The following is a 16,167-nucleotide window of genomic DNA, read 5'->3' on the forward strand; positions in this document are numbered from 1 at the left end:
AGCTCCATAACGTTAACATTCAAATTAGCTAATTTATCACTATTTAGGTTTAGGCATTAGATGACAAAGAATTCTAATAATCCATCATCTCCATTTTCGCCGTTTTTCAGATCATTATTTTTTCCAACACTTGTCCTCATTATTGGCATGTTTTTATCCATTTGGGATCATCTTCAATTTCAAAAAGAAACCAACGATAATATTCAGGTTAAGCTAGATCAGCGCATTGAATACATCAGAGATGGTGTGGCTGAAAAATTTAATTTATATAAATATGGTTTAAAAGGTCTACGTGGCGCAATGGTAAGCGCTGGAGTACAGGACTTTGATTACCTCAAGATGCAAAATTACATTAACAGTCGTGAGCATGAAATTGAATTCCCTGGCGCGAGAGGATTTGGGGTATTAAAAAAAATACCACAAGCTGAAATAAAACAATTTGTGGCAGATGCAGCACGAGAGAGACCAGATAAACACTTTCAATTGAAGCAGTTAACTCAACATAATGATGATGTATTTATTCTGCAATATATAGAACCAGAGATAACCAATAAGCAGGCAATCGGGCTTGATATTGCATCAGAACCCACGCGGCATAAAGCGGCGATTAAATCGGCATTAAACAACAGTCCAACATTAACCGCACCAATAATATTAGTTGAAGAAGACCAAAGTAAACGCCAGGGTTTTTTATTATTATTGCCGGTTTACAGTCAGCACAAAATTCCTGAAATACCAGAACAACGTATGCAAGTTCTATATGGTTGGGTGTCGGCTGTCTTATCTATTGATGAAGTATTAACGTCATTCTCTGGACTTTCTAAAGACGTTAATTTGAAAATTTACGACGTAACGGAACAAAATGTCAGTGAATTTTTTTCATTTGGAAAAAATATATCTGAAGTGACACATCAATCTGAAACCACTATAGAGTTATTAGGTAGACATTGGATGTTTGAGTTATTGGTGGATGATTCTTATATTGAAACCTTAAATAACTCTGAGTTTAATGAGTCATTTTTTGCCATTATTATTATCACTTTATCTATAGTGCTTATAATTTACATCGTGCAACTTGTTTTTCAACGAAGAAGGTTAGTGATTGACAAAGGCATTGAACAAGAAAATATATTAAAACTAGCAAATCAGAATTTGGAACGTAAAGTCAATGAACGTACGTTAGAGATCACCAGATTAAGTTCGTTACAAAAAAGCATTCTAGAAGCCGCCAGTTATGCCATTATTGCGACGACAAATGAAGGCATGATAATGGCTTTCAACCCAGCCGCTGAAAAATTATTAGGTTATAAAGCGAGTGACGTAATTGGAAAAATAACACCAGCACAATTTCATATTGAACAAGAAGTGGTGATAAGGGCATTAGAATTAACAGAAGAGCTCGGGCAAGAAATTAAACCTAGTTTTGACGTATTTACGATCAGAGCTAGTTTAGGGTTGCCAGAATTGAACCGGTGGACTTATCGAACTAAAAGCGGTGATGAAATACCAGTAAATTTAAGCATTACCGCTCTGACAGATGGCAATAACCAGCAAATTGGATTTTTAGGCATAGCCTATGATCTTACTGAGCAAATTAAACAACAAACGGCATTAGCTAAAGCAAAAGAGATTGCAGAGAAAGCGAACCGCTCTAAATCAGAATTTTTAGCTAATATGAGCCATGAAATTCGAACTCCAATGAATGGATTATTTGGAACCTTACAATTATTAGAAAACAAAGCACTTGATGAGGAAGGAAAAAACTTATTAAGTAAAGCAATCTACTCGACTAAGTCATTAACGACCATCATTAACGATATTTTAGACTTCTCAAAGATTGAAGCTGGCAAGTTTGCACTTGAAATCATTCCATTTAGTTTAACTGAGTTAATCGATAACTTAGCGACTGGATTAGAAATTGAAGCTAATAATAAAAAGATAAATTTAGAGATAATCAATAACGTTGAAGATGACTACTGGTTTGGCGATCCAACTAGAATAAGCCAAATATTAATAAATATATTATCCAATGCCATTAAGTTTACTACTGAAGGGATAGTCAGCTTAGAAGTCATGCAAGATAAGGAGACAGAAGGCGTTGTATTCACAGTTATAGACACCGGTATTGGAATTAGTGATGAAGCGCTTCAGCGGCTGTTTGATCGGTTTGAGCAAGCGGATAACTCAACCACCAGAAAGTTTGGTGGCACTGGACTCGGCTTGGCTATCAGTGATTCTTTAGTAAAGTTAATGAATGGCAAAATAGGCGTTGAAAGCACATTGGGACTCGGTAGTAAATTTACCATTCATATACCATTAACCCATGCGAATGAAAGTCAAATAAACTCACCTAATGTAGTAATTGAAGCGTTAAATTTACAAGACAAAACCATTTTAGTTGCAGAAGATAATCCGATTAATCAGTTGGTTGTGGTTACTATGTTAAAACAAACTAACGCTAGAGTAGATGTGGTAGACAATGGTCAAAAGGCAATAGATTATTGTTTAGAAAATCGTCCAGATCTCATTTTAATGGACATTCAAATGCCAGAAGTTGATGGTGTAGAAGCATGCACTGAGATAAAAAGTAAAAATAAAGTTCAAAAAGTTGTGGCGCTAACCGCTAATGTATTTACCGAAGAGCGAATACAATATGAATTATTATTCGACGGCTATTTGGCTAAACCGATAGAAAAGCAGGCATTATATAAAATGTTGTCAACCCTATTAACCTAGTGGCGTTTAGCACATACAAAAAAAGCTCATTATATAAATGAGCCTTTTTTGTATATTAGGTATTACTTTGCTAATTCGTTTAATACTTCTAATACCACTTCATGATGGTCTTTAGTTTTAAACTTGTTAAAGAAATGCGTAATTGTGCCATCTTGGCCAATAAGGAAACTAAGGCGATGAATGCCATCGTACTCTTTGCCCATAAACTTTTTTAGCCCCCACACACCAAACTCATCAGCAACTTTGTGGTCTTCATCTGATAGAAGAGGGAAGTTTAACTCGTCTCTTTCCGTGAACTTAGTTAATCGTTTAACTGCATCAGGACTGATCCCCACGGCAACCGTATTTAATTGATCCAATTGCGTTTTTATGTCTCTTAGGTTTTGTGCTTGAACGGTACAACCTGGGGTCATCGCCTTTGGATAAAAATAAACGAGAACTTGTTTGGTTTTTAATGTTTGGGCTAAATCAAACAAGTCACCATTTTGGTTTTCAAGTTTAAACATTGGGGCTTTATCGCCTACGGAAAGAGTATTCATAATTTTCTAGCCTATTGATGGTTATATTTTTGTGTTCAAAATTGGTTTATTTGCTGAGCGTGTGATGATTGTTATTGCTCGATAGTGATTGGATTAAAAGAGCATGTCATGGCTAAATTTTTACATAAAGCTTCGCAGCCTGAAATCACGGTATCTAACAGTAATTCATCTGCCAAATCGATTCTAATTTCCGCCACTTGCCAATCTTTGCCGTCTTTTTGTGTTGCTTTTGATTTTAAACTACTGATACCTACTTTGTGTTCAGCAAAAAAGCTAGTGATCTGGCGAATGGTGCCTGAGCTGTCAGGACCATCAAATACCACCTGATATTGTGCTCTTTCTAAACCTTTGTGCGTGGTGGTACGTTTCATCATCGTCAGTAAATTAAGTGACATAGCTAATGGCGGTAATTGCACTTCTAATTTTGTTAATGAAGTATTGTCACCGGCAAGCAGCATGATCATGGTGAATTCGCTGCCAAAAATGGCCATTTTACTGTCAAGTATGTTGCATTTACATTGAGTTACTAAGCCCGTTAGTTGACTAACTAAGCCCGTTCTATCTTTACCTATAACAGTAAGTACTAAATGTTGGGTGGGAGTATTGGAAAACGCCTGGGTCATTATCTAAAAGTCACAGTATTGATTGTATTATATCGGGCAAGTTTAACATATAAGGATAAAAACACACCAGAAGGTTGAAAGACGCTTGTTTTGTTATCACTGCCTGAGTAACATAGCCGGCTTAATATCAGGAGGGATCATGTCGTCCACAGTAATTAATAATTTTTCAGGTTGTTTTGTCGCATTAATCACACCTATGTTCGAAAACGGTGATGTGGATTATATGGGCTTAAGAAAATTGGTTGATTGGCATATAGCCAGTGGTACGGATGGCTTGGTCATCTTAGGTACTACTGCAGAAACCGCCACATTAACAGAGCAAGAACAAGCTCTTATATTGGACGTTGCCATTGAACAAAATCAAAAACGCGTACCAATTATTGTTGGAAATGGTTCAAATTGCACCCGCTCTACGATTGAGAAAACTAAACAGTTAGATAAACTGGATATTGACGGCTATCTAACAGTAACACCTTATTATAATAAACCTAGCCAAAAGGGCATGGTTGAGCATTTTAAAGCCGTTGCTGGCGCCACGACAAAGCCAATCATTTTATATAACGTACCATCACGTACCGGTGTAGACTTATATAACAAAGCGGTTTTTGAATTAATGGAAGTTGAAAACATTGTTGGTATCAAAGACGCAACAGGCGATTTATCTCGTGTTACAGCGATGAAACAACAAGACCCTTCATTTTTATTATTCAGTGGCGATGACTTAACATCACAACATTATGTTTCTCTTGGTGGTGATGGCGTTATTTCGGTTACTGCCAATGTTGAACCAGAACTAATGCACAAAATGGTTAAGGCAAGTAAAGCGGATAACCAAAAAGAGGCTGAATTATATGATGAAAAACTTTGTTTATTGCATCGTGATTTATTTATTGAGCCAAATCCAGTACCCGCAAAGTGGGCGTTAAAAGAAAAAGGACTCATTTCTAGCGATATGGTTCGATTACCTTTGTTAACGATGGAACCAAATAACCATCAGACCATCAAACTAGCTCTACAACACGTAAATTAGTCATTCGGAGTACTAAGTGAATTTTATCAAATTAGCAGCTGTAACAGTTGTATTATCGTTTACCACAGCTTGTGTATCATTTTTTGATGAGCAAAAAAACGAGCTAACAGACCGAAAGTCTGCCTTGGTATTACCTGAAGGATTTAGTGATCCTAAAAAGAGTAAAGAATATGATTTACCCGTTGTTGAGTCTTCAGCCGATACAGACGGCGAAATGACATCACCAACCACGGTATTAGTTATTTTTGACGGGAGTTGGTTAGACGAGCAAGATACTCACCCTGCAAAAATTAAAGTAGAGAAACCAGAATTAGTAGAAAACTTTGCTAATTTCATCGACGAAGGTATTCAGTCTTTTGCAGAGCAAAATAATCTAACGTTAACAAAAAACGCTAACGGTTATCTCGTTGAGCAACTTATTGTTGAAGACGACGGTTATTGGTTTATAGAAGACTTAGTTGAAGTTGAACGTTTTTCTTACAACGTGGTTGTTAATTTAAACGAACAAGGTCGTAGCGGAGATGTAGCTATCGACATGTTAGATTACCAAAAAATAAGCCAAGACTTAGCGCCAAACCACGCAGTACGTTATAGAAAAGAAGCCTTAGCCGCAGAAACGTTAAACAACTTAATGTTGGAACTGGACTATATCTACCGTGTTAAATTGTTGAAAGAACGTGCGTCGTTAGATATCACCTTAGCGTTAGTTAAAAATGTTTCTGGTAATTACGTGATCAGATCACAACAAGACATTAAATATGTATGGTCACAAGTAGACGATATCATTGAAGAGCTTGGTTTTGATATTGAAGAGTCAGACAAAGACTTGCATATATTTGATGTTGTTTATAACAAAGCCAGCGACTCTATATGGCATCGTTTATTCTCATCAGATTACTCAGGTAAATTAGATATTGAGCCTGGTGAATATGAAGTGGCACTGACCACAAGTACCACAGGTGTGAATATCAGCTTCCGCTCTAAGAAAGGTACATTCTTAGACCAAGCAAGTATGGAACAACTATTCCAGTTAATGCTAGAAGTGGTAAAAGACGAAGAAGCTGAGCTTTAATTTCTAGAAAATTAACATAGTAAAATTAAGGCGCTCATTGAGCGCCTTTTTTGTTTCTGCTGTCATATGGTGGCTAAATATACATTCAGTTCAAATTGGGATCTTATTCGGATCTTTTGCTTGAAAATAAGCACTTTAGCCCTTATAAACAGCTTAATAACTATAATGAGTCATGAAGACATTCAGAGAGCCTATGCCTGCTTTAAATCGAATTATTTTAATCAATACCCACATGAGTGGCATCGTAGAATTAAAACTAAATGGTCACACCAATATTTGTGGCACAAATGCCTCTGGTAAAACAACATTACAACGGCTGATCCCTGTATTTTATGGTGAGTATCCAAGCCGAGTTGTGCCTGCTACTCGTGACAGTTTTGAGCGTTGGTATTTGCCAACAGAATGCAGTTACATCATTTATGAATATTTCAGAGACAATGACGAAACTTGCCAAGTGGTGTTAAGTTCAGGTGGCACAGGTGTTGATTTTCGATTGATCGCAAAAGGCTTTGATATTGAAGATTATGCCAAAGCTTCATTAACCGATGAACGTCATGTTATTCCACCAAAAGAATTAAGCCGCGACATTAAACGCCAAGGCATTATTTGTAGCCGCATATTAAATACCAAAGAATACAAAGCTATTATTCAAAATGATCGCAGCGTGTTATCCACCAATCGTGATTTACCGGGATTAGCGCGTTTATTTAGTTTGTGCGAACAAAACGCCAACTTACGCCATATAGAAAAACTAGCCAAAGCGGTGCATTCCAAAGAAGGCAAAATGGAAACCATTAAAGCTATGGTTGCCGCTATTTTGGAAGAAGACGGTGTACAGCCGGGCGAGACGAAACTTAGCCACAATAAAGTAGAAGAGTGGATACGTGAATGTAAATTAATTAAAGGCTTTGAAGATATTCGCCCTGAGTTCAGTAAATTAGAACAAGCTCATTTTGAGTACGGTGAAAACAATCAAAGATTGGCTCAGTTAAAACAACAATATTCGTTAGACCTTTCTAAAGTAGCGCAAACCATTGCAGAAAATGAAGCCTTGTTAGAAGAAGTGATCTTAACCATTAAGCAATCTGAAGCAACGTGGTCAGAACAAAGAGACAGCTTAAACCAAACCTTATCTTCAGCCAAAGCTGACAGTCGTAAACTAGAGTCTGAGTTAGACGCGGTAGAGCAGCAATACGATGATTGGCAAGACAAAAATATTGATGAGTTAAGTCAAAACCTTGAAAACTTACCGCGTTGGAAAAACGAACTTGAAACCAATGAGTCTCGTTACACCCTGTTAACGGAGAAACATCAAGATATTGAAGCCAGTTTTCACAAACGTAAAAGTGAAGTACAAGAACAACATAATCAAGAGTTAGAAGGGTATAACGAGCAAAAAGACGATGCCCGAGATCAACTCTCAAGCAAAAATGCAGAGCAACAAACGCAACTATTAAACACTCAACAAAAATATAAAGATCAAATAGCGGCGACTAATGTTGATTATCAGAATCAGCAACATGAATTAAAAAACCAGATCACCGAAATTAATACTTTGGCGAACAATGTAGGTTTCACCAATCAAGAACAAAACCAAGTGGACATCTTTGAACATACCATCAAAGAAGCCTCAAGCATTGAAGACAGTTGTCGTGACCGTTTACGCCAAGCCAATAACGAATTAAGCCAAGCTAAAACGGCTAGAGACAAAGCCAATAAAGAGCTTGAACAAACCCGTAAACAATTTGCAGAACAACAAATACGGGTAGAACAAACAGAGCAGTTATTGTACCCAGGTCAAAATACCTTATTGGAGTTTTTACGTCGTGAAAAGTCAGGTTGGGAGTTTGAGTTAGGTAAAGTTATTCATCCTGATTTATTAAAACGTACGGACTTACATCCAAGTTTAGCTAATGCGGATGACAAAAGTTTATTTGGTATTTTACTTGAGTTAGGCAGTGTTCCACAGCCGGATTATGCAGAGTCTGAACATGAACTGAAAAGTCGTTTGGAACAAGAGCAAGAAAAACTAAGCTATATTATTGCTGCACAAGACGTGGCCGAAGCTAAATTAGTTGAAACCAACAAAACCGTACGCAACGCAGAAATGCTGCAAACTAAGATCAGCACAGAGTTAAACAATGCGGAATTAAGCCGTAAACGAGCACAACAAGATAAAGACGATACGTTAAAAGAGTTTCATCAAGCTCTGCAAGAACGTAAACAAGGTTACACCAGTAAACTGGCTAAACTTAAGTCAGACAGTCAGAAGTTAACCTTGTTACAACAAGAAGCGATAGAAGAGCTACAAGACCAACAGCGCGAAGCTGAAATGGAGCTTAGTTCGCATTGGCAATTGGTGATCAACGACATTCAACAACAATTGGCGCAAGTGGAAACCCACATTGCACAATGTCGTAGTTCATTAAAACAAGAACTATCAAAATTGGATAACTGGTTAAAAGACGAGTTAGCTAACCGTGGTGTAGACGTTGATGTAATAGGACAGTTAAAGCGTGATATCACTAAGTTAAAACAAGACATTCAAGCAACTGAAAAGAACAGCCATTTTGTTGCCGAGTTTAAACATTGGTACAACACCTATTACATGGGTCATAAAGTTAAATGGCAAGAGCAACTGGCTGATGTGCGCAAACAAGTCAGTGACACCACCCGTGAATTAGAGAAACAACAAACCACCTATAAACAAAATGTTGAATTAGCTAAATCAAAACAAGTTCGATTTGAGAAAAGCTTAAAAGAAGCCAACGAACACGAATTTGAATTAACTAACATTAGTAAGCAGTTAGCAAAAATAAAACTGCCAACGGCTGAAGTGAACCAAGACAACAGCTCTATCTCGCAACGTATTAATGAAGGTCAAACACGTTTAGCAAAACGCGAAGAATTAACCGCCGACATTAAAGCGTATGTAGAACACTTTGACCAAAAGATTGCAGCGCAATCAGGAACTGGTTTTTACGATACATGGGAACACAGCCGTGCCGAGTGCTCTGTGGTTAACGAACAAGGCATACGTTCACTGGATCATATTCGTTTGGTTGGTCATTTGGACCGTTTCATTAATGAATTAGTCCCTCAACGTGTCAACGGTATCCGTGAACAAGGTCGTATATTTGGTTTAGCCTTGTCTGAATACTATAAATTGTTAAAAGACATAGAAGGGCACATAGGTGGCCAAAGTAAGCGCATCAGTAAAGAAGTTGATGAAGAGCTGTTTTTAGATGGCGTGTCTGAGTCTGCGGTTAAAATTCGTTCTAAAATTAGTGAGCTTGAATTCTGGCCAGAACTTCAACAGTTTAACCAATTGTATACTGACTGGATCAGTGAAGGTGCCCATGATTTACCGGGGGACGATTACGCCTACAGCATGCGCCGTGTGATGGATATTTTAGGTCGTTCTGCGTTAACTGGGGGCATTAGTAAGTTATTGGATATAGAACTGCATATCAAAGAAGGCAACAGCGACTTAGTTATCCGTACAGACAGACAATTAAACGAGTCTTCAAGTCACGGTATGGCGTACCTTATTTTATGTAAATTCTTATTGGCCTTTACCCGCTTATTACGTGGTAACAGCAAAACAGTTATCCATTGGCCAATTGATGAATTAGGCACGTTACATCAGAGTAACATCAAAAAGATATTTGATGCCTGTCAGAATAACAATATCCATGTTGTTGGTGCGTTCCCAAATCCAGAGTCAGAAGTTTTGACCTTATTTGAAAACCGCTACTTAATAGATAAAAACAAAAAACAATTACAAGTAGTTCAACCTAAAGTGAGCGCGATTACTAAGTTGTTAAAATCCAAAAGCTCTGGTGCAGAAAGCACTGATGCCAAACAAGTTGATACAACACAAGGAGCAGGCGCATGATCACAGAACAAGGTCGCGTATTAGAGTTATTGTTGTCGGGTCAATTTGTTTGCGCCACTACCGACGAAGATGCATTTCGTTATTTGCAGTCCAGTGTTAATAGAGAGCTGGTGGATCAACAATTAAATGTGCTTAACCGCCATCTATCCAGTGCCGCTGACGGAGAAGTGTATTTCTGTTCTTATCAGTCCATTGGTGAAACCGAGCGTAAGGTATTGGCAACGCAATTTAACGACATATCAAGCCACTTATTACCTTTGATTGAATGGTTATTGTTAGTGCAAGAAACCATGGGCACAGACGTACCGTTAACCCAAGGCACGTTAATACGTTTACAAGAAGTGCAAACCGTTGTTGAAGACACACCGGCTTATGCTGAGCAGCTTGGTAAAATATCTCGATATGCCATGTTTGGTTCAAAAGCCAACGAGTTAGATTCGCAGCTTAAACTCATCTTTAAACGTTTGGTTGAGTTAGGTTATTTGGTTCGTCCCAATATGGATAAACAAATTTACTGTGCCACCGGCAAGATTGATTATTTATTTGATGTACTTAAGTTTATTGACGAGACAGAAAACTTGTCGTTATCTGAACGTGCTGAAGACTCTATAAACCAATCAAGTTTATTGTAGGCAACCATGAATATTAACTTAAATAAGTCAGGGGTTAGCTTACTTAACGCGCTGAGTAATCATTCAGAATTGATCATGCAGGCGTATTTTAGTGGCAGTGTAAACGAAGCTGAATATTCACCCAACATCATACAAAGCTTAATTGATTTAAAAGTATTATGGCGACCAGAGTCGGATGTGCAATTACGTTTGCGCCCGTCACTTAGAACCTTGTTAGAAGAAAGTCTACAAGATGAAAGCAATCGTCAGATTGATGCCAATATAGGTAACTTATTAGCCACATTAACCACCCAAGCGGAACATTACAAAGAAGCCTTGGCACATCAAAAATATAATGAATCCCAAGCGCATTTGTCCGACTTAACAGAACATGTGTATACGTTAACGGAAACCTTATCCACTAACGTTCGTTTGTTATGGTCGCGTATAAGCAATGAGTTTGGTTATGTTAGTTCGGTGGATGCAAAAATCCGTGAAAACGAATTAGCACAAACCCAAGTGACCGACATGTTAAATCAATTATCTATGTTCCACTTTGATACGTTAAGCCAGTTGGCTGGTAGTCACAGAGAGTTACGTCATTTATTGGTGATAACCTTACAGTCAGCCTTTGCAACCAGCACTCAAGAGCTGAGCTTAGTGCAAAGTAAGTTACTTGAACTGTTAGGTCGATTTAGAGAATTTAAAGGCCGTACCCGTTTGCTTAAAGGCTTTATGTTACACATGGAGCAAAAACCAGACTTTACGCCCGTTAATTATTCTACTTTATCTCAAGTACCAAACTTGTTTAACCGTGCAGATGGTATTATTAAAGCCGCAGCGCCAGATATACATAATGTTGAACATGAATTTGAATTAACCTCTTTGGTTAATAACTTACGCAGCGTTAATCGATTATGGCAAGGTAAACTTAACCGTGAAGTGGCCAATCCGTTAATTCTAGAACAAGAAACGTCGGTGTCATTAGAAGAAGACTTGTTAAAAAATGCAGTTGAAAATTACTTTTGTGAAGTGATTGATTCGGGACAAAATACCCGAGCATTGGATTATTACAACAAACACGATTTAACCTTTGATCAAGAAGTGTGGATTTATCAAGTTCTTGGTGCATTCCAAGGATTACCCGACAGCGAACGCCAGTACTTTGATATCGATTTAGAAGGTGTGCCGCACCAAGTGTTTGATGGTAACTTTATCATTCAAGACATTGAATTAGGCTTGCGCTAGCAATGAACATATCAGGATAGCACCATTCAAAATAAAATTAATTACATAGGAATACCCATGAATCCAATTATCCAAATATTAAAAGAATTTAATGTAAGCCAAGAGCAAATTAACGACTTGTTTAAAACATTAACAGAAAACCCAATGGCCGCGATGATGACCATTCAGCAGTTGGGTATTCCACCAGAAAAGCTGCAATCGTTAATGGGCCTAGTCATGACCAATCCAGGGCTGATAAAAGAAGCCGTTGACGAGTTAGGTTTAGATTTTTCAAAAGTAGAACAAGCAAAAGAAACATTAAATAACGGGCAATAAGCGAGATAAGAGTTGCGAGATAAAAGCTGCGAGAGCCGAGTTTCGAGCTGCGAGTTTCGAGTTAATAGCTAAGCCGTTGGCAGTTCATTGCTAACGGCAATTCACCTTATTATTAACCATTTATACTGTTAATTTATGAGCTACCTGTTTAAGAGCTACCAATTTACGAGCTTAGTATGCGCCTAGATAAATTCATCTGTAAAAGTACCAAGTTTACGCGTGCAGAAGCTAGAGCGGCTATTAGTGACGGGCGGGTAAAAGTAAATGGTTGGTACGACTGTCACGAAGCCACTCAAGTGCATGAAAACAATGTCATGACCTTAGATGGCGAAATACTGCAAGCCCGTGCGTCACGTTATTTAATGTTGCATAAACCGGCAGAGTTTGTCAGTTCAAATGTCAGTGGCCGTTATCCGTCTTTATTTAACAATTTAACCCGTGATGATAACAATTTAGGCATACAAGATATTGAAAATTTACATATAGCAGGGCGCTTGGATGCAGATACCACAGGGTTAGTCTTGATCACAGATGATGGCCGTTGGTCTTTTAATGTCATATCCCCAGCGCGTGAATGTGAAAAAGTATACAGAGTCAATTTAAGAGATCCAATAACAGAAGACGCCATCAAACAGTTAGTCAACGGCGTACTTTTAAGAGGCACTGAACAACCCACACTGCCTGCCAAACTAACCGTAGTGAATGAAAAAGAAGTATTGCTCACCATCACCGAGGGTAAATACCACCAAGTAAAACGTATGTTTGGTGCGGTACGCAACAAAGTTGTGGCATTACACCGTGAAAAAATTGGGCCGTTAAGTTTAGATGTGCCATTGGGACAATGGCGCTATTTAACGGCAGAAGAGGTTGCTTATTTTTATGATGAGTAGAAGCAGCTATAAGCCTTAACTTTAGCTGACACGACTCATAAGTAATGTTTATTAAGGCTTTTTATTTGTTGCCGTTTATTAGGGATGATTTTACCGATTGTTCTGTTATCACCACATAAATGCCGATATTTTTCTATTAAACAAATAGTCACTAAATACTCTCGTTGCAGGCGTATTTTGTTTCATAGCGGCACCAAAACAAACGTGCATTGGTAATAAATGTTCTTCTCTGGCATGACATGCACGGGCTGAGGGCGCTTGCTCCCATTGAATTAAATCTTGTTTAGATTGCTCCATGTCATTAGCGGTTAATGTTTCATTGAGCCAATTATCAAACTCTATGCTCTCTTCTAAGGAGCCTCTAAAGTTATGGAATGACATTCCCGAGCCAACAATCAACACGCCTTGTTCTCTAAGTGTTGATAACGCTTCACCAATCTTGATATGTTCTTTAGGATTTAAAGAGCGTAACAAAGACATTTGAACCACTGGTATATCTGCATTTGGATACATCAACATTAATGGAACAAAAGTACCGTGATCATAGCCTCTATTCATGTCTAAGTTAGACTTAATACCCTTAGCTTTAAATAAGTCAGCAATTTGATTTGCAACCTTAGGCTCACCAGATGCAGGATATTGATATTGGTAAGTCTCTTGCGGAAAACCGCCATAATCATAAATCATACCTGGCTGAGGCGATGATGAAATACTAACATTGTGAGATTCCCAATGTGCCGTGATCATTAAGATCACTTTTGGAGTTTCAATGTTGTTATGGATTTGGCTTAAATACGCAATCAATTCTTTGTGATCTGCATCTCCAAGAAGCGGCATAGGGCCGCCTCCATGGGGAATGTATATAACAGGCATCAAAGCAGATTGAGCTTGATTTGATGTGTTTATATTCATTCTATTATTTGTTCCTTACGGCGATTAACGATTATATTAACTAATAGTATAGCTAAAACAATAGCTGGTACTGCGTTAGCTGCACCGTCATAAACTAAGTGGAAGTAAATTGCACCGCCCATAATAGCGACTAACCCCGAAGCTGCATAAAGACTGAACTTTTTAAACCAAACCCCTATAGAGCCTGCAAATTCACTGGCACCAATAAAGTAACCAAACCAAACCGGTAAACCCATAGCGGCAAATGACATATGCATTTGTTCAACACCGGCTAATTTAGCTATTCCAGCTGCGGCAAAAGCAAATGTAACTAAACCTAATGAACCGTACATTGCATATTTTTTAATTTTACTCATGTTATTACTCCAGTATATTTAAGTTAGATAAACCAAGTGTTGGCTTAATCAGTGGAGGAATATTAATGGGAGTAGAGGTAAATAAATATTGAATGTTTTTGTATAAGATGTAAATTAAAAGTTTACATCTTGGAGGGGCCAATGAAACTTGATCAACTTACTATGTTTGTTAGCGTAGCAGAGCTAGGTACATTGAGCTTAGCTAGTGCAAAGTTACACAAAACACAACCGGCAATTAGCCAGAGCATACGACAGTTAGAGTCGTCTTTTAATCTATCTTTATTTAACCGAACAGGCTATCGTTTAGAGCTGACAGACGCCGGAAATGTATTGTATCAAAAGGCAATCCACCTTTTAGACGAAGCGACCGCATTACAGCAAGTGGCAGAAAATATAGCTCTAGGTAATGAGATCAGTATTACCATTGCAATCGAAGCTTCGTTTAATTTAAAAGGCATTTTGCCACTATTGGAAAATGTGCAGGCGCAGTTTCCAGATACTCAAATCATTATTAAACAAGAGTATCTAACTGGCGCTATTGACGCGATAAATAATCAAGATGCCACTTTGTGCATCAGTCCGCAGTCTCATATTATGCAAGTTGACTCTCAAACAGAAGGGCACTTTTTAACTAAAGGAACTTTATTAAATGTAGCCTCACCGAGATTAATTAGCAGACACCCTAATCTAACAACACGAAAAGAGTTGTTAAATGAATATCAAATCATTGTACAAGACTCAGGTACAGGTTCTAAAAATAAAGAGTGGGGTGTGCAAGAGGGTCAACGTAGGTGGTATGTAAATGACTTCTCGACTAAAAAAATGTTAATAGAAAGTGCAATGGGCTGGGGCAAACTGCCAGATTATATTGCCGAGCAAAGTTTGAAAGATGGAAGACTGGTGTTATTAAAATTAACGGACGCCCGCAACGAAGTTCAGATGGAATATCACATAATGAAAAATAAATCTAAAACGTTAGGGCCGGTAGCCCAGGCTGTTTGGCAGCAATTTAAACACTATACTTTTAATCGTTTTTAAAACCTCTCTTTGCCATAAAATTCAAAGGTTATGAAATCATATAAGGACCTTTTGCTAAAACAAATAACAAGGCCACCCACCACAATAAAAAAATAACAAGATAAATAACAAGATAAATTACAAGGCCACCCACCTCAATTTGACTGACAAATAACAAGGCCACCCACTTCAATTTGACAGTTACTTAAACTGAAAATAACAAGGCCACCCACCTCAATTTGACAGTTAGTTAAACTGCACTAGACTTGCTTGTACCTATATTGGTACAGTGAGTATTTTGTTATGCCTAGACCCAGAGAATTTCAAATTAGCTTATCGGATACGCCGTATGAAATCGACTGAGAAATAACAAGGCCACCCACTTCAATTTGACAGTTAGTGAAATAACAAGGCCACCCACCTAAATTTGACAGTTATTTAAACTGCACTAGACTCACTTGTACCTATATTGATACATTGAGTGTTTACTTATGCCTAGACCCAGAGAATTTCAAATTAGCTTATCGGATACGCCGTATTATCATTGTATCTCTCGTTGTGTTCGTAGGGCATTTTTATGTGGAGAAGATAAACAAACCCATCAATCTTATGAGAAATAACAAGGCCACCCACCTCAATTTGACAGTTACTTAAACTGCACTAGACTTGGTTGTACCTATATTGATACATTGAGTGTTTACTTATGCCTAGACCCAGAGAATTTCAAATTAGCTTATCGGATACGCCGTATTATCATTGTATTTCAAGGTGTGTTCGTAGGGCATTTTTATGTGGAGAAGATAAACAAACCCATCAATCTTATGAGCACAGAAGACAATGGGTAGAAGATAAGCTGTTATTTCTCCCTCAAATATTTGCTATTGAAGTCTGGGCTGATGCAGTCATGAGTCTGTCTCTTA

The 16,167-nt window shown here is 37.9% G+C and carries 13 protein-coding genes and 2 pseudogenes; 11 read left to right on the forward strand and 4 right to left on the reverse strand.

From position 1 onward, the window contains the following. The first annotated feature begins 60 nt into the window (after positions 1–60). Positions 61–2,736 carry a CHASE domain-containing protein gene (locus KO505_RS08595; RefSeq protein ID WP_216055052.1) on the forward strand — a complete coding sequence of 892 codons (2,676 nt, stop codon included), beginning with the start codon at positions 61–63 and terminating at the stop codon, positions 2,734–2,736. Positions 2,737–2,798: 62 nt separating this feature from the next. On the opposite strand, the gene bcp is transcribed toward KO505_RS08595, so the two are convergent. Together bcp and KO505_RS08605 are read right to left on the reverse strand one after the other, a co-directional pair. Continuing rightward, positions 2,799–3,275: a thioredoxin-dependent thiol peroxidase gene (bcp, locus tag KO505_RS08600; RefSeq protein WP_216055053.1), complete on the reverse strand. Its 477-nt coding sequence runs from the start codon at positions 3,273–3,275 to the stop codon at positions 2,799–2,801. Between the two features lie 71 nt (positions 3,276–3,346). Then, positions 3,347–3,898: a glycine cleavage system protein R gene (locus KO505_RS08605; RefSeq protein ID WP_216055054.1), complete on the reverse strand. Its 552-nt coding sequence runs from the start codon at positions 3,896–3,898 to the stop codon at positions 3,347–3,349. Positions 3,899–4,037: 139 nt separating this feature from the next. On the opposite strand from KO505_RS08605, the gene dapA reads away from it, so the two are divergent. The 7 genes from dapA (at position 4,038) to KO505_RS08640 (ending at position 12,962) form a co-directional block, all read left to right on the forward strand. After that, a complete protein-coding gene (dapA, locus tag KO505_RS08610; RefSeq protein WP_216055055.1) occupies positions 4,038–4,928 on the forward strand; it encodes a 4-hydroxy-tetrahydrodipicolinate synthase in 891 nt (296 codons plus the stop codon). A gap of 16 nt (positions 4,929–4,944) precedes the next feature. Continuing rightward, positions 4,945–6,000: an outer membrane protein assembly factor BamC gene (bamC, locus tag KO505_RS08615; RefSeq protein ID WP_216055056.1), complete on the forward strand. Its 1,056-nt coding sequence runs from the start codon at positions 4,945–4,947 to the stop codon at positions 5,998–6,000. Between the two features lie 172 nt (positions 6,001–6,172). Beyond that, a complete protein-coding gene (locus KO505_RS08620) occupies positions 6,173–9,898 on the forward strand; it encodes an ATP-binding protein (RefSeq protein WP_252731718.1) in 3,726 nt (1,241 codons plus the stop codon). Then, positions 9,895–10,530: a hypothetical protein gene (locus tag KO505_RS08625; RefSeq protein WP_216055057.1), complete on the forward strand. Its 636-nt coding sequence runs from the start codon at positions 9,895–9,897 to the stop codon at positions 10,528–10,530. The genes KO505_RS08620 and KO505_RS08625 overlap by 4 nt, the downstream gene beginning before the upstream one ends. 6 nt (positions 10,531–10,536) lie before the next feature. Further along, positions 10,537–11,757 (forward strand): phosphoenolpyruvate carboxylase, encoded by a 1,221-nt coding sequence (locus KO505_RS08630; protein ID WP_216055058.1) that lies wholly within the window; start codon positions 10,537–10,539, stop codon positions 11,755–11,757. 57 nt (positions 11,758–11,814) lie between these two features. After that, positions 11,815–12,072 carry a DUF2999 family protein gene (locus KO505_RS08635; RefSeq protein ID WP_216055059.1) on the forward strand — a complete coding sequence of 86 codons (258 nt, stop codon included), beginning with the start codon at positions 11,815–11,817 and terminating at the stop codon, positions 12,070–12,072. Positions 12,073–12,248: 176 nt separating this feature from the next. After that, positions 12,249–12,962 (forward strand): pseudouridine synthase, encoded by a 714-nt coding sequence (locus KO505_RS08640; protein WP_216055060.1) that lies wholly within the window; start codon positions 12,249–12,251, stop codon positions 12,960–12,962. A gap of 108 nt (positions 12,963–13,070) precedes the next feature. On the opposite strand, the gene KO505_RS08645 is transcribed toward KO505_RS08640, so the two are convergent. Together KO505_RS08645 and KO505_RS08650 are read right to left on the reverse strand one after the other, a co-directional pair. Next, on the reverse strand, positions 13,071–13,874 hold the full coding sequence (locus KO505_RS08645) for a class III extradiol ring-cleavage dioxygenase (RefSeq protein ID WP_216055061.1): 804 nt from the start codon (positions 13,872–13,874) through the stop codon (positions 13,071–13,073). Then, the gene (locus KO505_RS08650; RefSeq protein WP_216055062.1) at positions 13,871–14,230 is read right to left on the reverse strand and encodes a DoxX family protein; all 360 of its coding nucleotides are present in this window, start codon (positions 14,228–14,230) and stop codon (positions 13,871–13,873) included. Before KO505_RS08650 ends, KO505_RS08645 begins: the two co-directional genes overlap by 4 nt. A gap of 141 nt (positions 14,231–14,371) precedes the next feature. Here KO505_RS08650 and KO505_RS08655 point away from each other — a divergent pair, with 141 nt between their 5' ends. The 3 genes and pseudogenes from KO505_RS08655 to KO505_RS08665 all read left to right on the forward strand — a co-directional run. Further along, positions 14,372–15,268: a LysR family transcriptional regulator gene (locus KO505_RS08655; RefSeq protein WP_216055063.1), complete on the forward strand. Its 897-nt coding sequence runs from the start codon at positions 14,372–14,374 to the stop codon at positions 15,266–15,268. Positions 15,269–15,738: 470 nt separating this feature from the next. Beyond that, positions 15,739–15,861 (forward strand): annotated as a pseudogene (locus KO505_RS08660) (Type I secretion system protein TolC); the annotation flags it as partial. An 89-nt stretch (positions 15,862–15,950) separates the two neighbouring features. Further along, a pseudogene (locus KO505_RS08665) lies at positions 15,951–16,167 on the forward strand (transposase); the annotation flags it as partial.

This window comes from Psychrosphaera sp. F3M07, from assembly GCF_018860345.1.
Classification (GTDB): Bacteria; Pseudomonadota; Gammaproteobacteria; order Enterobacterales; family Alteromonadaceae; genus Psychrosphaera; species Psychrosphaera aquimarina.